Origin of the sequence: Actinoplanes sp. NPDC049316, assembly GCF_040677315.1 — a bacterium.
GTDB lineage: Bacteria > Actinomycetota > Actinomycetes > Mycobacteriales > Micromonosporaceae > Actinoplanes.
The window spans coordinates 71,894-96,544 of the sequence record NZ_JBFAQM010000007.1 but is presented as its reverse complement, the minus strand read 5'-3'; the positions used below and the strand labels follow the sequence as shown (position 1 = coordinate 96,544).

The following is a 24,651-nucleotide window of genomic DNA, read 5'->3' as shown; positions in this document are numbered from 1 at the left end:
ATGGACCGGGGTCTGGTGGTGGGGGTGGACGCGGGCGCCACGTCCACCCGCTGCGTGGTCGCGACGCTCGACGGCGCGGTGGTCGGCCGCGGCGTGGCGGGTGGCGCCAACCTCAACAGCAGCGGCGGCGATGTGGCCGGGGAGCTCGCCGCCGCCCTGCGCGCCGCGCTGTCCACCGTGGATCCGGCGCGGGTCCGGGCCGGCGTGGTGGGCGGCGCGGGCTCGGCGGGCGCGGCGCGGGAGGCGTTCCGCTCCGCCGCGGGGCGGGCCTGGGCCGCGGCCGGGCCGGCCGGTGAGGTGCGGACCGTGACGGACCTGGAGGTCGCGTTCACGGCCGGCACCCCGCAGCCCGGCGGTGTGCTGCTGCTGTCCGGCACCGGCGCGCTGGCGGCCCGCTTCGCCGGCGGCGCCCTGGAGCGCCGCTGCGACGGCTACGGATGGCTGCTCGGCGACGAGGGCTCGGCGGTCTGGATGGGGCTGCGGGCCATGCGGGCGGCCGTGGCCGCGGTGGACGGCCGGGGCGAACCGACCGTGCTGCTGGAGGCGGCCCTCCGGTGGGCCGGTGCGGACCGGGCCGCCGGGGACGATCTCGCCCAGGCGCTGGTCGCCGCGGGTTTCGCCCGGCCGCCTGCGGAGCTGGGCGGGCTGGCGCCGGCGGTGAGCGAGGCCGCGGACGCCGGGGACGCCGTGGCGCTGCGGATCTGCGCCGCCGCGGCCGCGAAGCTGCTGCACACCTTCGACGTCGTCGGGCCGCCCGCCGGGGACGTGGTGCTGGCCGGATCCGTGTTGCTCTCTCCCGGCCCGGTGGCGCGGGCCGTGCACGAGGGCGTCGCCCGGCGCACCGGGGCGGAACCTCGCGAGGCGGCCGACGGGGCGGCCGGCGCGGCTGCGCTCGCCCTCGCCCGGCTCACCGGGACCGTGCCGGCCGCCGTGCACGCCCGGCTGACCGGTCACGAGCCCGGCCGGCGCCGGAGCGGGTGACGACGCTCCCCCGTCGCCGTCGGCAGCCCGCTCCGGCGCACGCCGCTCACCGCGTCCTCCACGTCAACCCGTAGCCGAACGGATACAGGTTCCGCGACGGGTCGCCGGCCACCGGGATCGCCACCGGCAACCGGCCGCGCGGCGAGAGCTCGCCGACGAGCACCCGCGCCAGCGATTCCATGGCCACCCCGGCGTAGCTGTACGTGGCCAGGTACGTGGTGACCCCCGGCAGGTACGCGATGTCGTACGGATCCCGCACGGCGACCACCACGACCGGGCGGCCCGCGGTCACCAGCGCCCGGACGAGCGCCTGCTGGCGGCCTCCGGGATCGGCGGCCGTGGTGTCCCAGGCGCGGGAGGTGAGCACCACGGTCACATCGTGCCGGCCCGCCGCGGCGACCGCGTCCGCGATCTGCGCGTCGGTGGGCAGGCCGGTGACGAGCGCCGTCGCGCTGACCCCCCGAGCGGCCAGCGAGTCGGCGAGGACCGGCACGGTGCGCTGGGCGGCCGAGCTCCACCCGGTGACCAGCACGGACCCGGCGCCGCGCAGCGGCAGCAGACCCGCGTCGTTGCGGATCGCCGTGACCGTACGGTCGGTGACGTCGCGGGCCACCCGCAGGTGCGCGGGGCGGCCGACGACGCGCTCGGCGGCGGCCGGATCGAGGGGCGTCCACGACAGCAGGCCGCGCTTGTGCTTGAGGGTGAGGATGCGGCGGACGGACTGGTCGATGCGGTCCTCGGTGAGCTCGCCGGAGGCGACGGCGCCCAGCACCGCGCCGACCGCCACGTCGAGGTTCGGCGGCATCAGCAGCATGTCGGCACCGGCCTTGAGGGCGAGCACCGGGACGCGCTCGTCGCCGTACTTCTCGCGGACGCCGGCCATCTCCAGCGAATCGGTCACGACCACGCCGCGATAGCCGAGCTCGCCGCGCAGCAGCCCGGTGATGATCGGCCGGGACAGCGTGGCCGGGTCGCCGGAGGGGTCGAGGGCGGGCACCACGATGTGCGCGGTCATCACGGCGTCGACGCCCGCGGCGACGGCGGCCCGGAACGGCGGGGCGTCGATGCGCGACCACTGCTCGCGGGTGTGGGTGATGACGGGCAGCCCGGTGTGGCTGTCGGTGGCCGTGTCGCCGTGGCCCGGGAAGTGCTTGGCCGCCGCGGAGGTGTTCGCGCCGCGCTGGAACCCCTCGATCTGCGCGGCGGTGAGGGCGGCCGCCAGCGCCGGGTCGCTGCCGAAGGACCGTACGCCGATGACCGGGTTGGCGGGGTTGACGTTGACGTCGGCGACCGGGGCCCAGTCCTGGCCGATGCCGACCGCGGCGAGCTCGGCGCCGGTGACCCGGCCGGTGCGGTAGGCGTCGCGCACCGAGCGTCCGGCGCCCAGCGCCATGCCGCCGGGGAACTGCGTGGCGGGCGCCGGCATCCGCGACACGACGCCGTGCTCCTGGTCGGTGGAGATCATAACCGGGACGCGGGCGCCGGTGCCGGTCGCCGCGGCCTGCAGGCTGTTCGCGAGGGACGCGAGCTGACGCGGCGACTGGAGGCTGTTCGTCCAGGTGAAGTAGATGACGCCGCCGAGGTGGTATTTGGCGACGACCTCGGCGGGGGTGTCCACTCCGTAGAGCCGGCGGTTGGCGGCGGCGTCCGATGCGGAGGGTGCGGTCGCGTCGGCGCCGTACGCGTACGTGGTGAACAGCTGCCCGACCTTCTCCGGCAGCGTCATGCGGGCCAGGATCCGGTCCACCTCGGACGGTCCGGGTCGCGCGGCGGCGGGATCGGCGGGCACCGCCGAGCCGAGGACGGCGAGGGCCAGCGTGACGAACGAGGCGACCGGACGCATCCGCATGACGACCGAAAGTACTCGCGGCCTCCGGCCATGGCAATAAGTTTCATGACACTTGAATGCGCCGAAGGAAACATTCATCCTACTGTGCGACACATGGAGAAATGTTGATATTCCCTCGAGTCAGGGGTACGACATGGCACAGACGATCAGCCGGCGCCGGTTGCTGCAGGGCACCGCGGCGGTTGGTGTCCTCACCGGCACGGGAGCGCTCACCGGCTGCGCACTAGGTGGCGACAGCGACGACCACGACGCCAAAGGCGAGAAGAGCGCGGCGAACCCGCTCGGGGTCGAAGAGGACGCCCCGCTCGAGGTCGTCGTCTTCAACGGCGGATTCGGGGAGGAGTACGCCAAGGACCACGAGGCGATGTACCGCGAGCGTCACCCCGGCGCGCGGGTCGAGCACTCGGCCACCCAGCAGATCGCCGAGACGCTGCAACCCCGGTTCGTGGCGGGCACCCCGCCCGACGTGGTGGACAACTCCGGCGGCAGCCAGATCGACTTCAACGCGCTGGTCTCCCAGGGCGCGCTGGCGAACCTCGGGGAGCTGCTCGACGCGCCGAGCCTCGACGACCCCGCCGTGAGGGTGAAGGACACGCTGCTGCCGGGCATCGTGGACGCCGGGTCGTACGACGGCACGTTCCTCGCCCTGAACTATGCGTACTCGGCGTACGGGGTCTGGTATTCGGAGAAGCTCTTCGCCGACCGCGGCTGGCAGTACCCGGCCACCTGGGACGGCATGATCGCGCTGTGCCGGCGGATCAAGGCGGCGGGCATCGCGCCGTGGACGTACACCGGGGTGCACGCCCGCTACATGAGCTGGCCGATCCTCGCGGCCGCGGCCAAGCTCGGCGGGGTGGACGTGCTCACGGCGATCGACAACCTCGAGCCCGGCGCGTGGCGCCACGACGCGGTCCGCACGGCCGTGGACGCGTACCGCCAGCTGGCCGTCGACGGGTTCGTGCAGGCCGGCGCCGAGGGCATGGACCACATCCAGGCCCAGACGGAGTGGTGCCGGGGCCGGGCCGCCCTCATCTCCTGCGGTTCCTGGCTGGAGAACGAGCAGAAGGCCGTCACCCCGCCCGGCTTCCGGATGACGGTCGCGCCCACGCCGAGCCTCACCTCCGGCGACAAGCTTCCGTACGCGGCGTTCCGCGGCGCCGGCAGCGAGGCGTTCGTCGTGCCCGCCAAGGCGAAGAACGTCCGCGGCGGCCTCGAATACCTGCGGATCATGCTGTCCCGCGCCGCCGCGGCGGACTTCACCCGCAAGGCCGGCAGCCTCACCTGCGTCGCCGGGGCCGCCGCCGGCATCGACCTGCCGCCCGGCCTCACCTCGGTCACCCGGATGATGGCCGCGCCCGGCGCACAGACGTTCACCTGGCTCTACCCGTCGTACTACCGCAAGCTGGAGCGCACCTTCGTCAACGCCGCGACCGCCGACCTGTTCGCCCGGCGCATCGACGCGGCCGGCTGGGTGAACCGGTGTCAGAAGGCGGCCGACGACATCGCCAGGGACCCGTCGATCAAGAAGTACAAGCGGGCCTGACGGTGCGCGGCAAGCGGCGGTTCGTCGCCACGTTCCTGGCCCCGCCGCTGCTGCTGTACGGCGTCTTCGTGCTGTCGCCGTACGCGCAGGCCTTCCCGATCGCGGCCACCGACTGGCGCGGCCTGACCCCGCGGTACGAGTTCGTCGGCCTGGCCAACGTCCGGCGGCTGGGCGGCGACGGCCTGTTCTGGAACGCCCTGTGGCACAACGCCCTGCTGCTGGTCCTGCTACCGGTGGCGACGATCGCGCTCGGCCTCTTCCTGGCCTCGATGATCAGCGTCGGCGGCCGCGGTGACCGGGCCGGTGTGCACGGCGTACGCGGCGCCGCCCTCTACCGGATCGTCTACTTCTTCCCCCAGGTGCTGTCCGTGGCCGTCATCGGCGTGCTGTGGAAGCAGATCTACGCGCCGAACAGCGGCCTGCTCAACGGCGCCCTGCGCGCGGCGGGGCTGGAGGCGCTGGCCCGCCCCTGGCTCGGCGACCCGCGGTTCTCCTTCTGGTGTGTGGCCTTCGTGCTGCTCTGGAGCAATGCCGGCTTCTACGTCGTGCTGTTCGGCGCCGCCATGCAGGCGATCCCCCGCGACATCTACGAGGCGGCCATGCTGGACGGCGCGAGCCGCGCCACCACCGTGTTCCGGGTGACCGTACCGCTGCTGTGGGACACCATCCAGGTCGCCTGGGTGTACCTGGCGATCGTCGCGATCGACGCGTTCGCCGTCGTGCAGATCGTCACCGACGGCGGCCCCGGCTTCTCCTCCGATGTCGTGGGGCTGCGCCTCTACAAGACGGCCTTCACCGACGCCCAGTTCGGCTACGCGTCGACGATGGGCGTGGCGATGTTCTTCCTGACGCTGTCGGTCGCCGCCCTCTTCCTGCGCGTGACCCGCCGCGACCGGGTGGAGCTGTAGATGACCCTGCCGCCCCGGCCCGGGCGCGTCGTCCCCGTGCTCTCCCACGGCTTCCTGGCCGGCTGGGCGCTGCTGACCACGCTGCCGCTGCTGTGGGCGGTGCTCAGCTCGCTCAAGAGCGACAACGAGATCCTCACCGACCCGTGGGGCCTGCCGTCGCGGCCACGCTGGGAGAACTGGGCACGGGCGTGGGACGACGCGCACATCGGCCGCTACTTCCTCAACAGCGCGATCGTCGTGACGGGTGCGTTGGCGCTGACGATGACCCTCGGCGCGATGGCCGCGTACGTCCTGGCCCGCTACCGTTTCCGAGGCCACCGGCTCGTCTACTTCGCGTTCGCAGGCGGCATGATGTTCCCGGTCTTCCTGGCCCTCGTGCCGCTGTTCTTCGTCGTACGCGATCTGGGACTGCTGGGCACGCTTCCCGGTCTGATCCTGGTGTACGCGGCCTACTCGCTGCCGTTCACGGTCTTCTTCCTCACCGCCTTCTTCCGTACGCTGCCCGCCACGGTCGCCGAGGCCGCGATGGTCGACGGGTGCGGGCACTACCGCCTGTTCTTCCGCGTCATGCTGCCGATGGCCCGCCCCGGCCTGGTCAGCGTCGGGATCTTCGTCTTCCTGTTCCAATGGAACCAGTACGTCCTGCCCATCGTGCTCATGCAGGGCGAAGGCGCGGAACGGCGCTGGGTCCTGGCACAGGGACTCACGGCGCTGGCGGTCAACGAGGGATATCGCGGCGACTACAGCGGCCTGTTCGCCGGGATGACGATCGCGATGCTGCCGGTCCTCGTCGGATACCTGGCGTTGCACCGGCAGGTGCAGAGCGGCCTGGCGGCCGGGCATCCTCGCTGAGCGGCGGTATACCGAAGGTTGAACCCTGCGTCCGGCAAGCCCCGACCGCAGCCGGATGTGCCGCCGGCCGCGGCGTTCGCAGAATGAGCGGGTGTCCACATCCCGCACCGACGTGTTCCCCGGCGACCCGGGCGTTCGCCTGATGGTCGCCGCCGCGTTCCTGCGCGGCGGCGACGACGAGGCGCTCGGCACGAATCATCTGCTGATCGCCCTGACCAACCTGGACGCCACCCGCGGCCCGCTCGCGGCGGCCGGGCTCACCCGCACGGTCGCGCTCACGGTCGACGACGGCCGGCTCGGCCGCTGGACCTCCGCGGACGCAGCCGGCGTGGGCCCGGACGGCCCGCACGACATCGTGATCGCCGACGGCGGCACCCCCGTACCCTTCACCGCGGCAGCGGCGGAGGCCCTGCACCGCGCGGCCACCGTGCGGACGGTCTGCACCCCCGCCGACGTCCTGCTCGCGCTCCTCGAGGACCCGGGCAACCGCGCGACGGAACTGCTCGCGATCTGCGGCATCCCGGCCACGGACCTGCACGCGGACCTCGCGGCGGGCAGGACCCCGGCCGTACGCGACGACGTGGAACCGGCGCTGCGCCACGTCCGGGACCGGTTGATCGGCCGGTCCGGCTTCCGCTCGCCGGGCTGGCGGCGGCCGATGACGGCGTTCGCGATCGCCGTACGGATCAATTACGGTCGCCACCCGATGCAGTGGATCAGGCTGGAGGCGGCGGAACAGGCCCACCGCCGGCACGGCGGCGCCGGATCCGCGCCGCCCCGGCACGACGGTGCCGAATCCGCGCGGCCCGGGCAGGGCAGCGCCGACTCCGCGCGGCGCCGGCACGGCGGTCCGGACAGCTCGGACATCCTGCTCGCCGTGGCCGCCACGTACGAGGTCGCGCAGCGGCTGCCGTACCTCGTCGACCCTGCGGACCCGCGTTTCCGGGGTGCTGCGTTGCTCCAGGCCGCCGGGGTCACGTACGAACGTCTCCGAGCCGCCGGGCCGGGTGGTCACCGAGACGCCACCGGGGAACGGCTCCCGCGGCGGATGCTCACGGTGCGCTACCCGGACACGCTCGCCCTGGTCCGCGACCTCATCGCCGACGACGCGTCGCACGCGGCCGGGCTGCTCGCCGTCGCGGGCTTCGACGTCGCGTCCCTGCGGCGCACGCTCAGCTGACCCCGGCGGTCTCGGCGCGGTGTCTCGGGGACGCCATCGCCCGGGCGCCGGCCGCTACGAACAGGGCCAGGACGACCGGGATCCACAGCGCCGACGGCAGCCCCACCACGGTCGCCGCCGCGCCGATCAGAATCGGGCCGAGCAGGAAGCCGACGTACCCGATGCTGACCACCGTGGACAGCGCCCGGCCGGCGCGCCGGGGGTCGAGGTTGCCCGCGGCCGAGTACACCTGCGGAGCGATGCCCGACAGCCCTGCGCCCAGCAGCCCGAACCCGGCCACCCCGGCGACCGGGTGGCTCACCAGCAGCGCCGCGCCGAGACCGACCGCGGCCAGGCCGCCGCTGAGCCGCACCAGTGCGACGGGACCCAGGGCGAGCGCCAGCCGGTCGCCGAACACCCGGCCCACGGTCATCATGATCGAGAAAGCGGCGAACCCGTACGCGGCGGAGCCGGCGCTCGCCCCCAAGTTGTCCCGCAGGTAGACGGCACTCCAATCGGCCGCCGCCCCCTCGCCGACCAGCGTGCACAACACCAGCACGCCGAGAAAGGCGAGGAGCCACGACCGGCGCGCCGGCTCGCCCTCACCCGGGGACTCGCCGCCCGGCCTCGCGCCCGACCCGTCGGAGAACACCCACAGCGCGGCCCACACGGCCAGTGCGAGCACCCCGCTCCCGACGGCGGCGAACGTGACCCCCACCCCGGCCCCGCCGCGCGCGAACAGGCTTCCCGCGACAGCCCCGAGAAACCCGCCGACGCTGTAGATCGCATGGAACGACGACATGATCGGCCGTCCCCACGCCCGCTGCACCTCGATGGCGTTCGCGTTCATCGCGATGTTGAGCGTCCCGTGCGCCGCGCCGAACAGGAAGAGGAACGAGCAGAGCGCCACCAGCCCGCCGCTGAACCCCGGCGGCACCAGCAACACCCCTTCGAGAACCGCGGCCGGCACGAGCACCCGCGAACTGCCGAACCGATCGGTGAGCCGCCCCGATACCGCCATGCCGACGATGCACCCGGCCGCGAACGCCAGCAGGGCGTAGCTGAGCCGGCCGTCGCTCAGCCCGAGGTTGTGCTTCACCGCGGGGATGCGCGAGGTCCAGACACCGAGCGCCGTGCCGAAGAGCAGAAACGTCAGCGACGTGGCGACCCGCCCCCGCCGGACCGTGTCATTCACGGCGTCCCGGTTCGATCATCGATCACGGCACAGCAACGCGGCACGAACACGGAAACCATGAGCTGCGACGGTCCCGGAACCGGCTGGCAGCGGGACGCCGTCGCGGGTCCCGCCGCCCCGAGGTCCGGCATCAACCCGTCACCGGGCATCGCTGAGCCACTCGCGGAGGGCGCCCGTCATCGAGACAGCCGACCGCCAGGACACCGGCGTCGATCGCCTTCACCATGGATGACGCTTCTTTCTCACCGGCGGCGGATATCGGCATGGGACAGCCGCAACGCGTCGATGCCGGGATCGGAGCCGGCCGGCCGGACCCGGTCGAGCTCGCGCCACGCCTCGTCCAGGGCGACCTCCAGCGCCCGGTGCTGACGGTGGAGATCCGCGCGGAGCGTCTCGATCCGCCGCAGCCATCCCGCCGCCGACCCACCGGAGCCGGCCACCGGCGCGGGCCCGGGAACGGCGTCCGGCACGGGACCGGGACCGGGAACGGCGCCCGGCACGGGACCGGGAGCGGCGTCCGGCGCGGGAGCGGGAGCGGCGTCCGGCGCGGGAGCGGGAGCGGGAGCGGGAGCGGGAGCGGCGTCCGGCACGGAATCGGCGGGCACGATCGCCGCGATCGGACGGCCGCCGTCGGTGATGACCGTGCTCTGCCGGGTCAGGTTGGCCAGCCGCGCCAGCTGCACGAATCGCGTGCGTGCCTCCAGCAGCGACAATTCCAGACGGGGCCGTGGAATCGGAGCAGCGGGTTCAGCCATGCCGACATGATGCCCCCGGGGTACGACACTTTCCGCGCGCCGACGTCAAAGCCGGCCGACGTCAAAGCCGGCCGACGTCAAAGCCCGCCGACGTCAAAGCCCGCCGACGTCAAAGCCCGCCGACGTCAAACCCGGCAACCGCAGCGCCGGCCCTCACGAACGCGGCAGGCTCAGTGGACCAGCTTCAACCCCACGACCCCGGCCACGATCATGGCGAGGAACAGCAGCTTCAGGGCCGAGATCGGCTCCTGGCCGGTGCTCATCGCGTACACGATGGTGAGGACCGCTCCGATGCCCACCCAGACCGCGTAGGCGGTGCCGACCGGAAGGTCGCGCATCGCGTAGGCGAGGCCCGCCATGCTGGCGACCAACGCGACGGCGAAGACCGCCGACGGGACGATCCGGCTGAAGCCCTGCGACCGGTCGAGCGCGGCGGCCCAGACGGCCTCGAGCATGCCGGAGAGGACCAGGACGAGCCAGGACATGACGACCTCCACGGGCCGTCTTGTCGCGAGCCGGGTACGGCACCCCTCGTCCGGGAGTCCGTGAGCACGGACTCACGCCCAGCATGGCACGCGCAGCAGACTCACCGGCCCGCCAACGACCGCAGCGTGCGGTCCAGAGTGGCGAAGACCACGCCCTCCCGGCTCGGCGCCGGGTCCGGCTGGCCGGGCGCCGGCGCCCACAGCCACCAGACGGTGTTCCACGGGTCGAGCATCCTGCCGAGCGTGCACTCGCCGTAGAACGGGGTCGGTTGGGTGACCGTCGTGGCGCCGCGGCCGGCCGCGCGCCGCAGCACCGTGGCGACGTCGCGTACCCAGACTTGCAGCAGGCCCGGCCGGGCCGGCCAGTCGTCGAGCCGGTCCGCGACCATCAGGTCGACCGTGCCGAGCCGCAGCTGGGCGTGGATGAGCTTGCCGTCCGGCATCGGGGTGCGGGCCTCGGCGGTCTCGGGTACGCCGAAGACCTCGGTCACGAACGTTACGAAGCCGGCCGCGTCGTCGACGATCACGAACGGGTTCAGCACCGCGCCGGCGGTGGGGACGGACTGGTCCGGAAGCAGGATGTCGCTGGTCATGGCGTGAGTGTGGCGGCGATTCCGGTCAGTCCACGGCCGCATGCGCTTCAGCAAATGACTCTTTGCGCAAACAGATATTTGCATTAGGGTGAGGCCATGCCCGATCTCGACGCGGCCTTCGCGGCCCTGGGTGATCCCGTGCGCCGCGCCCTGGTGAGCCGCCTCGCGCACGGCGACGCCACGGTGGGAGAACTCGCCGAACCGTTCGACCTCACCCCGCAGGCGATCTCCCATCACGTCGGCGTGCTGCGCCGGTGCGGCCTGGTCGAGCAGCGCCGCGAGGGTACGAGACGTCCCTGCCGGCTGCGCGCCGATCAGCTCGGGTTGCTCGGCTCGTGGATCGACGACCAGCGCCGCGCCTGGCACGACCGGCTCGACGCCCTGGAGCGGCACCTGGATGAGGAGACCCGGTGACCGCGCGGGCCGAGCTGCACGGCGACGAGCTGGTCGCGCGCCGGCATCTGCGAGCGGATCCCGTACGGGTGTGGGCCGCGTTCACGTCACCGGCGAGCATCGCGGCGTTCTGGGGCGGCTCGCACGCCACCGTTCCGGCGGGCTCGGTCACCGCCGATGTGCGTCCGGGCGGCGAGTTCACGCTGGACACACGGGCGCCGGGCGGCGCGACCCGCCGGCTGCGGTTCGTGTACGTGCTCGTCGCCGCGCCGCACGAGCTGGTGTTCGACGAGCCTGTCACCGGCCTGCGGACGACCGTACGCCTGCAGCCCGCCGGGGACGGCACGGACCTGACCGTCCACCAGCGCCGGTTGCCCCCGGAGCTGCGGACGGCCCAGGCGGCCGACGGGCTGGCGTCCATCCTCGACGCCCTGGCGAAGCATCTGGAAGGCGACACCGGACCGGGAAGGAGCGGACTGTGACATCGCATGCTCAGCGCGACCTCGTCGCCGAATACTTCGAGGGTTTCCGCAGCAGCGACCACCCGCGGGTCCTCGCGACGCTCACCGATGACGTCGAGTGGGTCATCCACGGCCACCGCACCACCCGCGGCAAGGCGGAGTTCGACGGCGAGATCGAGAATCCCGCCTTCACCGGCAGCCCGCAGCTCGAGGTGCGCAGGGTGTACGAGGACGGCCCGGTCGTCGTCACCACGGGCGAGGGCCGCGGCGAGAGCGTCGAGCACGGACCGTTCCGGTTCGCGTTCAACGACCTGTTCACGTTCCGCGGCGGGCTGATAGCCCGCGTCGACTCGTACGTCGTGCCGCTGCCCTGAGGGCGGGGGCGCGCCGGCGGGGGAAGGCCGGCACACCCCCGGCAAGACGGACCGCTCACCGGGTACGGGGGTCGGCGTCCCGGGCGCGGCGGCCGGACCGTCTTGGCTGCGCTCAGTGCCCGCCGAAGATCACGGCTATCCCGGCCGCACCCGGCTTCCACCCGAAGGGGTGAAACAGCCGGCCGAGCCGTGACGGCGTGCCTGATCGCCCGGCGCCGCACCCGTCGGCGAAGATCGTGGAATGCTTCTGAGCGAGGATTTCGACACGTCCATGCTGACCACTCGGCAGCGAGAGATCCTCGGGGTCATCCGGGACTGGGCGGTGCGCTACGGCTACTCACCGTCCACGCGCGACATCGCGGACGCGATCGGGCTGGCGTCGACCTCGTCGGTGAGCCGGCACCTGCGCGCCCTGGAGGAGTACGGCTTCCTGCGCCGCGGCCGCAACGTGACCCGGCCGGTCGACGTACGCATGTTCCTGGAGCCGGCCGTCCGCGACGTGCGCGACCCGGCGACGGTGGGCGTGCCGCTGCTGGGCACCATCGCCGCCGGCACCCCCATCCTCGCGGAGGAGGCGGCCGAGGAGACCCTGACGCTGCCGCGTGACCTGGTCGGACGCGGCACCCTGTTCTGCCTCAGGGTGCAGGGCGATTCCATGATCGACGCTGCGATCTGCGACGGGGACATCGTCGTGGTCCGCCGGCAGCCCGAGGCGTACAACGGCGACATCGTGGCCGCGATGATCGACGAGGAGGCGACGGTCAAGGTGTTCCGGCGGCGCGGCGGCCACGTGCTGCTCGAGCCGCGCAACGCGGCGTACGAGCCGATCGACGGCGACCGGGCCACCGTCCTCGGCCGCGTGGTGTCGGTCCTGCGCCGCACCTGACCTGCCGGCCCGCGACGGCCGCCGACGGCTCGGTCAGTCGGCCAGGGCGAGGGCCAGGCGGCCGGTGCGGGACTTCTTCGCCTCGTACATCGCCGCGTCGGCCCGGGCGATCAGCGTGTCCGCGCACGTCTGCGTCCCGGCCCAGGCGACCCCGATGCTGGCCTGCGGCAGCAGCCGCTCCCCCGCCAGGTCCAGGCCGCCGGTGACCAGCGCCGCGACCAGGCTCTGCCCGATGTGCCGCGCGTCGGTCGCGCTCGGCACGTCCGGGCAGATGACCACGAACTCGTCGCCGCCGAAGCGGCCGACCACGTCGCCGTCGCGGACGGCACCGCGCAGGCGGGACGCCACGTGGGTGAGGAGGCGGTCCCCGGCGGCGTGCCCGTACGCGTCGTTGACCTGCTTGAACTTGTTGAGGTCGATGAAGATCACCGCGGTGCCGCGGGTACGGCCGGGGGCGTCGAGCGCCTCCTGCAGCGCGGTCAGGGTCGAGGCGCGGTTGCGGCACCCGGTGAGGGCGTCGTACGTGGCGCGCTGCTTGAGCTCGTCGCGCAGGCGTACGTCGTCGGTCACGTCGGTGAGGCAGATGATGGCGCCGGTGACCTCGCCGTCCGGCCCGGTGAGGGCGCGCAGGGTGGCCCGGACGCGGCGCGGGCCGCGTTCCACGTTGCGATAGCCGTACTCGGCCTCCACGTCGCGGTCCTCGCGCAGGACGGTGTCGATCGCGGCGTCGATCGCCGGCCGGTCGCCGGGCAGGATGCGGTCCAGCAGCGCGCCGCCGAGCACGTCGCCGACCCCGGCGCCGATGGCCCGGGCCGCCCGCTCGTTCTGGTACGCGATCCGCCGGTCGGTGCCGATCTGCACGATGCCCATCGGGATGGTCTCGGTCAGGCGCCGCATCAGCTGCTCACCCGCGCGCAGGGCCTCCTGGGCGGCCATCTCGTCGGAGATGTCGAGCATCTCGGCCACCACCTCGCCGACGCCCGGGGCGGTGAGCTGGTTGTGGTTGGTGACCTCGAACCAGACGACGGAGCCGTCGCGGTGCAGGTGGCGCAGGCGTACCCGGCGGGCCTCGCCGTTCGGCGAGGCGAGCATGTCCATCCAGCTGGAGATGGCCCGGACCCGGTCGTCGGGGTGCACGAGGTCGACCGCGCGCGTGCCGAGCAGCTCGTCGGCGGTCCAGCCGAGGACGCGCACGATCTCGGGGTCGGCGCCGACGATGATCGCGTTCGAGTTCTTGCGGACCGTGACCAGACGCGGCTTGATCACCTGGTGTTCCAGCGGCAGGTGGGCGGGGTGGCCGTCCAGCCCCGCGAACAGCACGATCTGCACGCCGTACCGGTGGGTCAGATCGATCATGTGCAGGTCGACCAGCTGGCCCGGCGCGGAGAGCGGGTGCACCCGGCACTGCGCCAGACCGCGGGCGAGGAACGCGTGCCAGGCGTCGATGACCTCCGGCTGGTCCTCCAGCACGACGAGGTCGAGCGCGGAGCGCGGGCCGGTGACCGGGCGCAGGCGTCCCGGGTCGAACGTCTCCGGCAGGTCGGCGAAGAGACCGGCCGGGCTCACCGCGCAGACGAACGCGTCGGGGTGGCGCGCCACCGTGGCCGCGAACGCCGCGTCGCGCTCCGCCTCGTCGATCTTCGCGTCGGTCATACCGCCCCGATCGGCCGTCCTTGGGCGAAGTGAAGAAAACTACCGGCGTTTGACACTGTCACGATGACAGTGTCAATATAACAGTGTGTGGACGATGGACGAGCTTCTCGAGCGGGTACGCGGCGCGCTGACCGCCGAATACCCCGGCGCGCCCAACGGCCGGGTCCGCGACGTGCCCGACCGCCGGGCCGTGCGGTGGTACACGACGACCGGCCTGGTCGACCGGCCGGCGGCGATGCGCGGCCGCACCGCGCTCTACGGCAACCGCCACCTCCTGCAGCTCGTCGCCCTCAAGCGGCGCCAGGCCCAGGGCCATTCGCTCGCCGCCATCCAGGCCGAGCTTGCGGGCGCGCCGGACGACGTGCTCGCCGCGGTCGCGCGGGTGCCGCAGGACCTGCTGGCCGACGAAACGCCCGGACCGCAGGCGCCGGCCCGGCCCCGCTTCTGGACCGCCGCGCCTGCGCCCGCGCCGGCGGCTCCGGCGGCGATCCCGGCCGCCGATCGGACCGCCGCGCCGGCCCGGGAGATCGGCGCGGTCGCGCTGGGCGGCGGCGCGATCCTGGTCCTTCCGGTACGCCCGTCAGCGGCCGACCACGCAGCCGTCGCCGCCGCCGCGCAGCCCCTGCTGAGCCTTCTGGCCGTCCGGGGCCTTCTCGAGCAACCCGCCGGCGACGACCCGGTCCGCCGTCCCGAGCCCGCACCCCTGCCGCACACCGATGATGGGAGCCCGTCATGACCCTGTCCGTCACCCCGATGGAGCCGGCGGAGCTCGGCCGCATCCGCATCCTGCCCGACGCCGGCGTGGGAGCGCTGCACACCGACCGCGGCAACCTGCCCCTGGACCGGCTCGACGTGCGTGCGCGCATCAGCGGCCTCGTCGCCCGGACCACCGTGACCACCGAGTTCGTCAACGCGCACGACACCGCGCTCGAGGCCACGTACGTCTTCCCGCTGCCCGACCGGGCCGCCGTCACCGCGATGACCATGACCGCGGGCGGCCGGACGGTCGAGGCGGAGCTGCAGGAGCGCGCGGCGGCCCGGGAGGCGTACGACCGCGCGATCGAGGCCGGGCAGCGGGCCTCCATCGCCGAGGAGGAACGTCCCGACGTCTTCACCATGCGGGTGGGCAACATCCCGCCCGGCGAGCGGGTCGTCGTGGAGCTCTCCCTGGCCGGCCCGCTGCCCTGGGAGGACGGCGCGGCGACGTTCCGGTTCCCGCTGGTGGTCGCGCCCCGCTACATCCCGGGTACGCCGCTGCCCGGCACCCCGGCCGGCGACGGGCAGGCCCGTGACACCGACGCCGTGCCCGACGCCTCCCGGATCACTCCCCCGGTGCTGCTGCCCGGGTTCCCCAACCCGCTGCGGCTGTCCATCGGGGTCGACATCGACACGGCCGGGCTGCCGCTCGCCGGTGTCCGCTCGAGCCTGCACACCGTCACCAGCCGCGAGGGGCACGTGGAGATCGCGCCGGGTGAGCGCGCCGACCGGGACTTCGTGCTGCGGCTGCCGTACGAGGGCGACGGCTCGGGCGCGGTGTTCGTGCCGGACGGCGGTGCGGACGCCGACGGGGTGACGTACCAGCTGGTCGTGGTGCCGCCGGAGCCGCGCGACGGTGCGCCGCGGCCGAAGGACGTCGTGCTGCTGCTGGACCGCTCGGGCAGCATGGGCGGCTGGAAGATGGTCGCCGCCCGGCGCGCCGCCGCCCGGGTGGTGGACACGCTGACCACGGCCGACCGGTTCGCCGTGCTGACCTTCGACCACCAGATCGACCACCCGGCCGACCTCGGCGAGGGGCTGTCCGAGGCGACCGACCGGAATCGCTTCCGCGCGGTCGAGCACCTCGCCCGCGCCGACGCGCGGGGCGGCACCGAGCTGCTCGCCCCGCTCCGCCAGGGGTTGACGCTGCTGGCGGGGTCGGAGGGCCGCGACCGGGTGCTCGTGCTCGTCACCGACGGCCAGGTGGGCAACGAGGACCAGATCCTCGCCGAGGTCACGTCGCTGATCGGCCCGACGCGCCTGCACACGGTCGGCATCGACCGGGCGGTGAACGCGGGCTTCCTGGGCCGCCTGGCCGCGCTGGGCGCCGGCCGGTGCGAGCTGGTGGAGAGCGAGGACCGCCTCGACGAGGCGATGGAGCAGATCCACCGCCGCATCGGCGCGCCGCTGGTCACCGGCGTGACGGTGAGCGGCGTCGAGCCGGGCCGGGCACAGTCGATCTTCCCCGGCGTGCCGCTGGTGATGTTCGGCCGTTGGAGCGGGACGGTTCCGTCCTCGGTGACCGTCCGGGGACGCACCCGCGACGACGCCGAGTTCACCGCCGAGGTGCCGGTCGAGCGGCGCGACGAGCCGGCGGTCACCGCGCAGTGGGCGCGGACCCGGCTGCGCGAGCTCGAGGACCGGTACGCGGCCGGCGATCACAGCCTCGAGCAGGAGATCGTCGCCACCTCGCTGCGGTACGGGGTGCTGTGCCGCTTCACCGCTTTCGTGGCGGTGGACAGCCGCGTGGTCAACGAGGGCGGGCAGCGCCGGCGCGTGACCCAGCCCGTCGAGTCGCCGTCGGGCTGGGACATGTTCGGTGCCGCGCAGCCGCCGCAGTTCCTCGCCGCCGGGGCGGCGCCGATGCCACCGGCCGCGGCCGCCGCACCGGGCCGGCCGTCGTTCGCGCCGGTACGGGCCCAGGCGCGCACCGGTCCGCAGCCGTTCGCCGCCGTACCGTCCGGGATGATGCTGCGCGGCAGCAACCGCAAGATGGCGGCGCCGACCAGTTCCGGGCTCACCATGAAGGACCTCGCCGCGCTGGTGGCGGTGGAGGCGCGCCGGCTGCGCGACGCCGAGGGGCGGCCGGCGGCCGAGCGCCGCGACCTGCTGGCCGACCTGGCGACGCGGCTCGCCGCGGTGCTGGAGGGCCTCCCGGCGGACGACGTCAAGCCGCTGCTGGAGCTCGTGACCCGGCTGCGCGAGCCGGGTGATCTCGGCGCGCAGTGGTCGGACGCGCGACGGGTCCTCGAGGAGTTCGGAGGGTCCACGCCGGAGCGCAAGCCGTTCTGGAAGCGCTGATCCGGCGATGTCCCGCCCCTCGCGGACGAGGGGCGGGACATCCGATCAGAACGGCCCGTGTCCCACGGGCGGCCGCTGCTTGACGGCCCCCTCGGCGGGCAGGCCATGCTCGACGATCTCCGCCTTCGTGGCGGTGGCGAGGTCGAACCCCGCGGCCGCTTCGGTGACGTCGGTCAGCGGCCCGGTGAACGGCTGCTCCGCCCGGCACACCGTCCCGGCCGCGGGCAGGGTCTTCGCCAGCAGGTACCGGTCCGTCGCCGCGGTCACGCAGGCCGAGGTCCCGTACGCGGTGTGCCCGAAGTTGTCGCTGCTGAGCAGGCGGGCGTTGCCGAGCAGCCGGGAGGAGCTCACCGCCTGGTAGTAGTTCGTGGCCGGATCCCAGTAGCTGCCGACCACCAGCACGGTGTTCCGCGTCGGCCGGTCGAACGGGCCGGTCCACGCGTCCTCGTCGCGCACGGTCCAGGTGTCACGGGCGCACGGCGCGCTCGCCCACGCCCAGGCCGGGCCGAAGTACGGCGCGCGCTTCGTGGCCTTCGCGACCTTCGCCGGCCAGGACCCGGCGTGCGCGGGGTGCAGGCCGTCGGTGCACATGACGGAGGCGTACGCGTCGACCGAGTTGTCGTACGGGAAGCCCCGGCCGAACCGCCGCAGCAGCGAGGACGTGGCGGCGGCCGCGGCCCCGCCGGACGGATGCGCCGACGTCAGCGTCCACAGGTCGCTCGCCATGGCGGTCACCTGCTCCGCGGCGTCGTCGCCGTAGAGCGCGCCGAGCACCTCGCCGATCAGGGCCGCGTACGTGATCTTCGTGCCCTCGACCGTGACCGGCTTCGCCTGCAGGCGCCGCGTCAGGATCCCGAACCGCCGCACGGGGTCGCCGGCGGCGAACTCGCACTTCGTCTCGCCGGCCCGGTCGCAGAGGGTGAGGATCCGGTGCAGCGCCCGCTCCGCGCCCTCGGCCGAGTGCAGCCGCTCGTCCTGGATGACGTGCTGGGTCTGCGCCGTGCCCGCCCACGACCGCGGGTTGATCACGCCGTCGACCGCGATGGCCCGGAACCGGTCCGGGAACATGGCCGCGTAGTACTGACCGAGCGCGGTTCCGTAGCTGAAGCCGAGGTAGCTGAGCTTCTTGTCGCCCACGGCCCGGCGCATCACGTCCATGTCGCGCGCGACCTCGGCGGTCGACATCGCCCCGGCCAGGGACCGGCCGGTGGTCGAGCACCCGGTCGCCAGCTTCCGCGCGCTCCGCAGGTACGCGGCCGTCTCCTTCGCCCCCACCGGGAACGCGACGTTCATGCCCTTGAGCGCGGCGGCCTGCCGGCCCGGGTCGGTGAAGCAGCTGACCGGGTCGCTGGCGCCGATCCCCCGCGGGTCCATGCCCACGATGTCGAAGCGCCGCAGCAGCGAGTCGCTGAGCACCATGGGCGACATCAGCGCGAACGAGGTGGCGGACGCGCCGGGGCCGCCCGGGTTGACGAACAGGCTGCCGATCCGGTGCTTGCGGTCCTTGGCCCGGACCCGGAGCAGCGCGAGCGTGGTCTGTTCGCCGTACGGGTGGTCGTAGTCGAGCGGGACCTCGGCGGTGGCGCACTGGGCCCAGCCGTAGCAGGCGTACCAGCGCAGTTTCGGCGTCGCGACACGACCGACCCGGCGCGCCTCGGCGGACCCGGTCGTGGCCGGGCGCGCGGCCGCTGAAGCCGGCGCGGTCGTAGCCCGGCGCGCGGCCGCGGACGCCGGCGCGGTCGCGGCCGTCCGGCGCAGCGCGGCCGAGGCGGATCCGGTCGCCGCCGCACGGCGCGGGACGGCTGCCGACGCCGGGACCACAGCGCAGGTGGCGAGGGCGAGTCCGGCGGCGCCGGCGGTGAACAGGCGAAGAGGAAGCGGCATTCGAGAGCCTTCCGAGGGCAGGTGCCCTGCAAGTCGGCAATCCGGACGTCCGCCCAAGGAGCACCCGGGTCCGCACCCCGATTACTCCCGGAGGCAGGCCCGGGTCCTTTCGAAGACAGGCCACCCGCCGCCCGGGTCGGTGGGTGGAGTGCCGGGGCCACGCAGCGGGTACCGTGCCGGGAGATCATCGTCGGCACGGGGCAGTTGGGCGGGAATGGCGGACACGGACGACAGCGCGCGGCAGGCTAGGGACGGCGAGCCGCTGCTGGTCCGCCCGTACATCCTCGGCGGTCCCGCCGCGCCGGACCCGCACGCCTCGGCCGAGACCTGGCCGGAGACCGCGGCCGAGCCGGCACCTCGCATCGGCCCCGTCCCTGGTCCGGGCGCGCCGGCGCCGGCCACCCCCGGTGCTCCTCGACGCCGCCGCCGGGTGATCGGCCTGGTCGCCGCCGTCGCGCTCCTCGTCGTCGCCGTGGCGGCGTTCGGTCTGTACTCGGTGCTGCGCCCGCGGCCGGGCGCGACCCCGCAGGCGATCGTCGACGTGAGCCTGCCGCCGTACCCGGCGTCGGCTGCGGCTGCGGCGTCCCCCACGGTGAGCAGCCCGCCGACCCGCGGCGAGGCGCCCGCCGGTCCCGCCCGGCGCACGTCCGCCGCCGCCGGCCGCCCGGCGGCGGCCCCGAGCAGCGCCGCGACCGCGGCGACAAGCCCGCCGGTCGCCTCCGCACCCGCCGAGCCGGCACCGAACCCGCTCGTGTCCAGCCCGGCGGCGACGCTGTCACCCGCGCCCGGCAGCGCCCGCACCGGCACGGTCACCGGCGCCGGCGGCCTCTGCCTCGACCTCAACGGCGCCATCCCGATCGAGGGCAACCACATCCAGGTGTACGAGTGCAACCGCACCGCCGCGCAGGTGTGGACGCTCGCCACCGACGGCACGCTGCGCGTCATGGGGATGTGCGCGCAGGCCGTGGCGGACGGCGGGGTGCACGTCACGGAATGCGACGGGCGGCGGGCGGCGCAGTGGCGGGCCGGGCCCGGCCAGACCCTGGTCAACCTCGCCACCGGGCACTGCCTCACCGACCCGGAGAACGGCAGTCGCCCGGGCGCGTGGTCGGAGGCCACCGGCTGCACGGGTACGACCGGCCAGCACTGGCGCCTTCCCTGACCCAGCCGCGGCCTCAGCGCCCTTCATCCGGTGGCAACGCCAGATAGGCCGGCCGCAGGATCTCGGTGAGCGACACCCCGCCGTACCGCAGCGGTGGCGTGTCCAGCTGGTCGAGCAGCAGATCCGGCCGGCCCACCGGTTGCGGCGGAGGCGGTGCTCCCGGCGTACCCGTTCCCCAGAAGTCGTCGATCTCGCCGAGCGCCGCCGAACGGTGCTCGGGTGGCACCTCGGCCGCGGGGGCCTCGTGCGCCGCGGCGCCGCGGAGCCGGCTGAGGCGGGTCAGGAGCTCGTCGCGGCCGCGGCCGCGCCAGGCGAAGACGCCGAACGGGTCGGTCTCGAACGAGTCGGCGAGCGCGTAACAGGTCGCGGCGAGGTGGATGCAGGGCATCGGCCAGCGTTCGCAGGTGCAGTCCATCGCGACCTCGTCGAGGGCGAGCGGCAGCAGCGTGAGCCCGGCCCGCCGGAAGACCTCCTCGATGTCGTCGGGCATGCGCCCGGCGAGCAGGTCCGCGACGTAGCGGGCCTGGGCGGCGAGGTCGTCCTCGACCCGCGACCATTCGGCGGCACCGAACGCGCGGACCGCGATGCGGGAGCGGAACGCGTGGGTGTCGTCGGGGCCGCGGACGTGCGCGGTGACCAGGCTGCTGGAGATCGACAGGCTGCGGACGTGCCCCGCGCGGGCGTCGCGGCGGCCCCGGGCGAACGTGGGGGCCATGCGCAGCGCCTCGAACATCGCCACGAACGGGGTGGAGAACCGGTCAGTCACCGACGGCCTCCGGGTCCAGGCGGGTGAGGTCGCGCAGCTCGTCGGTGCTCAGCGTGGTCAGCCAGCCCTCGCCGTTGCCGACGACCCGTTCGGCGAGCACGCCCTTGTCCGCGATCAGCCGGTCGATGCGTTCCTCGAGCGTGCCCAGGCAGACCAGCGTGTGCACGCTGACGTCGCGACGCTGGCCGATGCGGAACGCCCGGTCGGTGGCCTGCGCCTCGGTCGCCGGGTTCCACCACCGGTCGACGTGCACGACGTGGCTGGCGGCGGTCAGGTTGAGCCCGGTCCCTCCGGCCTTGAGCGAGAGGACGAAGATCCCGGGCCGGCGGTCGGCCTGGAACGACGCCACCATCTCGTCACGCGCCCCGCGCGGCGTGCCGCCGTGCAGATACCGCACCGGTACGCCGAACCGCGCGGCCAGGTGCGGCACCAGCACCGAAGCGAACCGCGTGAACTGCGTGAAGCACAGCGCGCTCTCCCCGCCGGCCAGGGCGGCGTCGAGGATCTCCTCCAGCCGTTCCAGCTTCCCGGAGCGCCCGGGCAGCGGCGACCCGTCGCCCAGCAGCTGGGCGGGATGGTTGCACACCTGTTTGAGCTTGGTCATGCCGGCCAGCACGATGCCCTTGCGGCGGGTCTCCGTGGTCTCCTTCAGCCGCAGCATCATGTCGTCCAGCACGGCCCGGTACAGGGTGGCCTGCTCGGCGGTAAGCCCGCACAGGTGCCGCACGTGCCGCTTGTCGGGCAGGTCGCTGATCACGGCCGGGTCGGCCTTGACCCGGCGCAGCAGGAACGGCCGGGTGGCGTGGCGCAGCCGGGCGGCGGCGTCCTCGTCGCCGTACCGCTCGATCGGCACGGCGTACCGGTTGCGGAACGTGTGGGCGCTGCCCAGCAGGCCCGGGTTGAGGAAGTCGAGGATGGACCACAGCTCGGCGAGCCGGTTCTCCACGGGCGTACCGGTGAGCGCGAACCGGTTCCGCGCCGGGAACCGCCGCACCGCCCGCGCGGCCCCGCTCGCGCTGTTCTTGATGTGCTGCGCCTCGTCGAGCACCACCCGGTCCCACTGCACGGCCGCGAGCGCGTCCGCATCCCGCGTGGCCGTCGCGTACGTGGTCAGCACGACGTCGGCCCCGTCGGCGAGCCCGGCCGGATCGGGCCGGTCGGCGCCGTGCAGCACCCGCACCCGCAACGCCGGCGCGAACCGCGCGGCCTCCCGCTGCCAGTTCCCCAGCACGGACAGCGGACAGACGAGCAGCGTCGGCCCGCTCCGCCAGTGCGCCAGCAGGGCGAGCAGCTGCACGGTCTTGCCGAGACCCATGTCGTCGGCCAGGCAGGCGCCCAGCCCCAGGCCGTCGAGGAAGGCCAGCCAGGAGAAACCCCTTTTCTGGTACGGCCGCAGCACAGCGAGAAGGTCCGCGGGTGGTTCCCGCAGTTCCAGCCGCTCCCCCAGCCGGCCGGACAGCAGCTCCGCCACCCACCCGTGGCCCCGGACCTCGGCGACCGGCAGGGGCATCTCCTCGGGCGGCAGCAACCGCACCAGCCGCAGCGCGTCCCCGGCGGTCATCGTCCCGCCGCCGCGCCGGAGGAACTCCAGCCCGGCCCGCAACCGCTCCGGATCGAGATGCACCCAGCGTCCCCGCATCCGCACCAGCGGCACCTTCACCCGCGCCAGCACGGCCAGCTCGTCCTCGGTGAGCACCCGCCCGCCCAGCGCCAGCCCCCAGTTGTACGACACGATCGTATTCAAGTCGGCCGCCTCGTCCCGCAGGACGGGCGCGGCGGCCTCGGAGCTGCGCACGTCCAAGGCGAGCCCGAGCCGCTGCGGCTCCCGCCACCAGGCCGGGAGGAGAACGCCGTACCCGGCCTGCTCGAGCAGTGCGGCATGGCTGAGGAAGCGGTGCGCCGCCTCGGTGCCGAGCACGAGGTCGGCGGGCCGCGCGACCCGCAACGCGGCCTCCAGGTCGCCGAACAACCGGGCGGCCCGCCCCAGCCCGGCGATGAGCCGCTCCTGCGGCCGGTGCGTCCACCGCCGCAACGGCGCGGCGGCGTCCCGCCAGACGTCGGCGGCGGGGACGAGCAGGCTGGGTTCGTCGAGCGGTTGCAGGAGAAACTCCAGCAGCCAGGCGTCCTGCGGCTGATCGACCGGCTCGGGGTCGCCGGTGGCGTCGGGCTCGTCCGGCTCGACCTCGTGCAGGTGGCTGAGCCGGAACACGACCCGCACGGCGGTCCCGCTGGTGGCGTCGGCGTGCCAGGAGTCGAGGGCCTCGGCGAGCACGTCCAGCTCACCGGGGCGCGCGGCGAACTCCCCCGGACGGCCGTCGGCGGGGACCCCTCGGCCGGCGAGACGCGGACGCGCTGATGGATGCCGCGATCCCCGAGGTGATCCGCCGGCACGGACGCCCGGATCGCGGCCGGCGCCATCCGGACCCGCGGCGGGGTCGGCGCCGGCATCGGCACCGAGGTCCGGAACCGGACCGTCGGCGGTGAGGGCGGTCAGCCAGAGCGCCCCGCCGAGGGTGACCCCCGACTCGGCCAGCCGGGTGCGGACCAGCCCGTCGACCAGGTGGTGGAGCGCCGCGTGCAGGGTGTCCGCGGCCGGCAGACCGTCGACCTCCCCGGGGCGCGCGCGTTCGGCCCGGCACGCCGGCGGCATGCGCGCGAGCAGCTCCGCATGGCGGGCGCCGTCCATTCCGCTGAGCACCGGCCGCCAGACGGCACGCGGCCGCGGCCCCTCGGTGAGCACCGCGGGCAGCACCCGCCCGCGCGCGACCAGGTCGGCGGCGAACGCGCAGAGCTCGGCGAGGTACGTCAGCGAGGGCGCCGCCCGGGCACCGATCTCGTCGGCGAGGTCGGTCGTCACCCACGGCACGACCACCGCGGGCACCACCCACGGCTGGAGCTTGGGGGTGCCACGCCGAGGCGGCAGTCCCAGCGCCGGCGACGGCAGCGGCCCGGCGGAGGTCGACGGCAGCAGCAGAGCCGAGGCGCGCGGTTCCCCGGCCGGTGCGAAGGCGAACGGGTGAGCCCCGCGGTTTACCGGGTCACGTCGGCCGGAACCGCGGCCCCCCGAACCGGAGCCCGCGCCGCCGGCCCTCGGCGGGTCACTGGCCGCCACGCCGGAGCCCGCCGCGCCGGGCTGGTCGGTCTCGCCCCACAGCGCGAGGCTGCCGTCGCGTGTGACGAAGCCGTGCAGGACGGTCATCCGACCTGCCAGGCGATGTCGGGAGGCCGCACCCGCGCACACCGCGGCCCACCGTCGGCGCCGGTCAGGCCGAGCTGTCCGACCAGCGGACCCGCGCCCTCGTACGCGGCGCGCAGCACCTCCGTCGGCACGTCGCCGAAGAGCAGCTTGGCGCGCCGGAACACGGCGAACGTCTCGCCGTCGACCGCGCCCCAGCTCAGGTAGAGGAAGCGGGCGCCGGGACGGCCGTGCACATACGGCCCGCCGACGTCGAGCAGGCCGTCGACCTCACGGCCGGCCACCTCGAACTCCCACGTCGCGCGGGCCGCGTCGGCGGGGAACCGGTCGACGACCTCGGCGCGGCGCTGCACGCCGACGTCCACGGTGCCGCGCCGCCGGAGGCCGGCCCCGGCGCGGCGCTGGACGCCGACGTGCACGTTGCCGCGCCGCAGGGCGTCGGCCTCGGCCCCGCCGCGCCGCCCGGGCAGGTCGCTGCCCTCGATCCGGATCTGCACGC

The 24,651-nt window shown here is 74.4% G+C and carries 22 protein-coding genes and 1 riboswitch; of the genes, 12 read left to right on the top strand and 10 right to left on the bottom strand.

All coding sequences use genetic code 11. The features are described 5' to 3' along the window. Complete coding sequence (locus AB0K03_RS13295) at positions 1-981, top strand: BadF/BadG/BcrA/BcrD ATPase family protein (RefSeq protein WP_364683916.1); 981 nt, start codon at positions 1-3, stop codon at positions 979-981. Between the two features lie 46 nt (positions 982-1,027). On the opposite strand, the gene AB0K03_RS13290 is transcribed toward AB0K03_RS13295, so the two are convergent. Then, the gene (locus tag AB0K03_RS13290) at positions 1,028-2,830 is read right to left on the bottom strand and encodes a glycoside hydrolase family 3 N-terminal domain-containing protein (RefSeq protein ID WP_364683914.1); all 1,803 of its coding nucleotides are present in this window, start codon (positions 2,828-2,830) and stop codon (positions 1,028-1,030) included. Positions 2,831-2,963: 133 nt separating this feature from the next. On the opposite strand from AB0K03_RS13290, the gene ngcE reads away from it, so the two are divergent. From ngcE to AB0K03_RS13270, 4 genes are all read left to right on the top strand, one after another. After that, positions 2,964-4,373, top strand: coding sequence for an N-acetylglucosamine/diacetylchitobiose ABC transporter substrate-binding protein (ngcE, locus tag AB0K03_RS13285; RefSeq protein ID WP_364683912.1), 1,410 nt, complete (start codon positions 2,964-2,966; stop codon positions 4,371-4,373). Between the two features lie 2 nt (positions 4,374-4,375). After that, positions 4,376-5,281, top strand: a complete 906-nt coding sequence (locus tag AB0K03_RS13280; RefSeq protein ID WP_364683910.1) for a sugar ABC transporter permease — start codon at positions 4,376-4,378, stop codon at positions 5,279-5,281. Beyond that, positions 5,282-6,133, top strand: coding sequence for a carbohydrate ABC transporter permease (locus AB0K03_RS13275; protein ID WP_364683908.1), 852 nt, complete (start codon positions 5,282-5,284; stop codon positions 6,131-6,133). Positions 6,134-6,224: 91 nt separating this feature from the next. After that, positions 6,225-7,313, top strand: a complete 1,089-nt coding sequence (locus tag AB0K03_RS13270; protein WP_364683906.1) for a Clp protease N-terminal domain-containing protein — start codon at positions 6,225-6,227, stop codon at positions 7,311-7,313. On the opposite strand, the gene AB0K03_RS13265 is transcribed toward AB0K03_RS13270, so the two are convergent. The 4 genes from AB0K03_RS13265 to AB0K03_RS13250 form a co-directional block, all read right to left on the bottom strand. Beyond that, the gene (locus AB0K03_RS13265; protein ID WP_364683904.1) at positions 7,306-8,487 is read right to left on the bottom strand and encodes an MFS transporter; all 1,182 of its coding nucleotides are present in this window, start codon (positions 8,485-8,487) and stop codon (positions 7,306-7,308) included. The two genes, AB0K03_RS13270 and AB0K03_RS13265, sit on opposite strands and share 8 nt — an antisense overlap. Before the next feature lie 242 nt (positions 8,488-8,729). Continuing rightward, positions 8,730-9,242 carry a hypothetical protein gene (locus AB0K03_RS13260; RefSeq protein ID WP_364683902.1) on the bottom strand — a complete coding sequence of 171 codons (513 nt, stop codon included), beginning with the start codon at positions 9,240-9,242 and terminating at the stop codon, positions 8,730-8,732. A gap of 170 nt (positions 9,243-9,412) precedes the next feature. Continuing rightward, complete coding sequence (locus AB0K03_RS13255; RefSeq protein ID WP_364683900.1) at positions 9,413-9,727, bottom strand: SMR family transporter; 315 nt, start codon at positions 9,725-9,727, stop codon at positions 9,413-9,415. A 9-nt stretch (positions 9,728-9,736) separates the two neighbouring features. Beyond that, a riboswitch (guanidine-III (ykkC-III) riboswitch) is annotated at positions 9,737-9,804 on the bottom strand. A gap of 24 nt (positions 9,805-9,828) precedes the next feature. Next, entirely contained in the window at positions 9,829-10,320 is a 492-nt protein-coding gene (locus AB0K03_RS13250; protein ID WP_364683898.1) for a VOC family protein, read from the bottom strand. 96 nt (positions 10,321-10,416) lie between these two features. Between AB0K03_RS13250 and AB0K03_RS13245 the strand changes: the two genes are divergently transcribed. The 4 genes from AB0K03_RS13245 (at position 10,417) to lexA (ending at position 12,434) form a co-directional block, all read left to right on the top strand. Beyond that, positions 10,417-10,734 (top strand): metalloregulator ArsR/SmtB family transcription factor, encoded by a 318-nt coding sequence (locus AB0K03_RS13245; protein ID WP_364683896.1) that lies wholly within the window; start codon positions 10,417-10,419, stop codon positions 10,732-10,734. Beyond that, on the top strand, positions 10,731-11,195 hold the full coding sequence (locus tag AB0K03_RS13240; RefSeq protein ID WP_364683894.1) for an SRPBCC domain-containing protein: 465 nt from the start codon (positions 10,731-10,733) through the stop codon (positions 11,193-11,195). Before AB0K03_RS13245 ends, AB0K03_RS13240 begins: the two co-directional genes overlap by 4 nt. Further along, positions 11,192-11,548 carry a nuclear transport factor 2 family protein gene (locus AB0K03_RS13235; protein ID WP_364683892.1) on the top strand — a complete coding sequence of 119 codons (357 nt, stop codon included), beginning with the start codon at positions 11,192-11,194 and terminating at the stop codon, positions 11,546-11,548. Before AB0K03_RS13240 ends, AB0K03_RS13235 begins: the two co-directional genes overlap by 4 nt. A 241-nt stretch (positions 11,549-11,789) precedes the next feature. Next, a complete protein-coding gene (lexA, locus tag AB0K03_RS13230) occupies positions 11,790-12,434 on the top strand; it encodes a transcriptional repressor LexA (protein WP_364683890.1) in 645 nt (214 codons plus the stop codon). Positions 12,435-12,467: 33 nt separating this feature from the next. On the opposite strand, the gene AB0K03_RS13225 is transcribed toward lexA, so the two are convergent. After that, a complete protein-coding gene (locus tag AB0K03_RS13225; RefSeq protein WP_364683888.1) occupies positions 12,468-14,087 on the bottom strand; it encodes a sensor domain-containing diguanylate cyclase in 1,620 nt (539 codons plus the stop codon). Positions 14,088-14,181: 94 nt separating this feature from the next. Here AB0K03_RS13225 and AB0K03_RS13220 point away from each other — a divergent pair, with 94 nt between their 5' ends. Next, positions 14,182-14,823 (top strand): MerR family transcriptional regulator, encoded by a 642-nt coding sequence (locus tag AB0K03_RS13220; protein ID WP_364683886.1) that lies wholly within the window; start codon positions 14,182-14,184, stop codon positions 14,821-14,823. Then, the gene (locus AB0K03_RS13215; protein WP_364683884.1) at positions 14,820-17,144 is read left to right on the top strand and encodes a VIT domain-containing protein; all 2,325 of its coding nucleotides are present in this window, start codon (positions 14,820-14,822) and stop codon (positions 17,142-17,144) included. Before AB0K03_RS13220 ends, AB0K03_RS13215 begins: the two co-directional genes overlap by 4 nt. 45 nt (positions 17,145-17,189) lie before the next feature. Here AB0K03_RS13215 and AB0K03_RS13210 read toward each other — a convergent pair whose 3' ends face one another. Further along, positions 17,190-19,028 carry an alpha/beta fold hydrolase gene (locus AB0K03_RS13210; protein ID WP_364683882.1) on the bottom strand — a complete coding sequence of 613 codons (1,839 nt, stop codon included), beginning with the start codon at positions 19,026-19,028 and terminating at the stop codon, positions 17,190-17,192. 214 nt (positions 19,029-19,242) lie between these two features. Here AB0K03_RS13210 and AB0K03_RS13205 point away from each other — a divergent pair, with 214 nt between their 5' ends. Next, entirely contained in the window at positions 19,243-20,190 is a 948-nt protein-coding gene (locus tag AB0K03_RS13205; protein WP_364683880.1) for an RICIN domain-containing protein, read from the top strand. 13 nt (positions 20,191-20,203) lie between these two features. Here the strand turns inward: AB0K03_RS13205 and AB0K03_RS13200 are convergent, their stop codons facing one another. The 3 genes from AB0K03_RS13200 to AB0K03_RS13190 are packed head-to-tail and all read right to left on the bottom strand — an operon-like array spanning position 20,204 to position 24,649. After that, complete coding sequence (locus tag AB0K03_RS13200; RefSeq protein WP_364683878.1) at positions 20,204-20,956, bottom strand: hypothetical protein; 753 nt, start codon at positions 20,954-20,956, stop codon at positions 20,204-20,206. Continuing rightward, positions 20,949-24,155: a DEAD/DEAH box helicase gene (locus AB0K03_RS13195; protein ID WP_364683876.1), complete on the bottom strand. Its 3,207-nt coding sequence runs from the start codon at positions 24,153-24,155 to the stop codon at positions 20,949-20,951. Before AB0K03_RS13195 ends, AB0K03_RS13200 begins: the two co-directional genes overlap by 8 nt. Beyond that, a complete protein-coding gene (locus AB0K03_RS13190) occupies positions 24,152-24,649 on the bottom strand; it encodes a DUF5990 family protein (RefSeq protein WP_364683875.1) in 498 nt (165 codons plus the stop codon). The genes AB0K03_RS13195 and AB0K03_RS13190 overlap by 4 nt, the downstream gene beginning before the upstream one ends. Between the last annotated feature and the right edge of the window lie 2 nt (positions 24,650-24,651).

Coding starts and splice junctions, on each gene's coding strand:
- AB0K03_RS13295 (WP_364683916.1), top strand. CDS start 1: ATGGACCGGGGTCTGGTGGTGGGGGTGGACGCGGGCGCCACGTCCACC.
- AB0K03_RS13290 (WP_364683914.1), bottom strand. CDS start 2,830: ATGCGGATGCGTCCGGTCGCCTCGTTCGTCACGCTGGCCCTCGCCGTC.
- ngcE (WP_364683912.1), top strand. CDS start 2,964: ATGGCACAGACGATCAGCCGGCGCCGGTTGCTGCAGGGCACCGCGGCG.
- AB0K03_RS13275 (WP_364683908.1), top strand. CDS start 5,282: ATGACCCTGCCGCCCCGGCCCGGGCGCGTCGTCCCCGTGCTCTCCCAC.
- AB0K03_RS13260 (WP_364683902.1), bottom strand. CDS start 9,242: ATGGCTGAACCCGCTGCTCCGATTCCACGGCCCCGTCTGGAATTGTCG.
- AB0K03_RS13255 (WP_364683900.1), bottom strand. CDS start 9,727: ATGTCCTGGCTCGTCCTGGTCCTCTCCGGCATGCTCGAGGCCGTCTGG.
- AB0K03_RS13250 (WP_364683898.1), bottom strand. CDS start 10,320: ATGACCAGCGACATCCTGCTTCCGGACCAGTCCGTCCCCACCGCCGGC.
- AB0K03_RS13245 (WP_364683896.1), top strand. CDS start 10,417: ATGCCCGATCTCGACGCGGCCTTCGCGGCCCTGGGTGATCCCGTGCGC.
- lexA (WP_364683890.1), top strand. CDS start 11,790: ATGCTTCTGAGCGAGGATTTCGACACGTCCATGCTGACCACTCGGCAG.
- AB0K03_RS13225 (WP_364683888.1), bottom strand. CDS start 14,087: ATGACCGACGCGAAGATCGACGAGGCGGAGCGCGACGCGGCGTTCGCG.
- AB0K03_RS13220 (WP_364683886.1), top strand. CDS start 14,182: ATGGACGAGCTTCTCGAGCGGGTACGCGGCGCGCTGACCGCCGAATAC.
- AB0K03_RS13215 (WP_364683884.1), top strand. CDS start 14,820: ATGACCCTGTCCGTCACCCCGATGGAGCCGGCGGAGCTCGGCCGCATC.
- AB0K03_RS13210 (WP_364683882.1), bottom strand. CDS start 19,028: ATGCCGCTTCCTCTTCGCCTGTTCACCGCCGGCGCCGCCGGACTCGCC.
- AB0K03_RS13205 (WP_364683880.1), top strand. CDS start 19,243: ATGGCGGACACGGACGACAGCGCGCGGCAGGCTAGGGACGGCGAGCCG.
- AB0K03_RS13195 (WP_364683876.1), bottom strand. CDS start 24,155: ATGACCGTCCTGCACGGCTTCGTCACACGCGACGGCAGCCTCGCGCTG.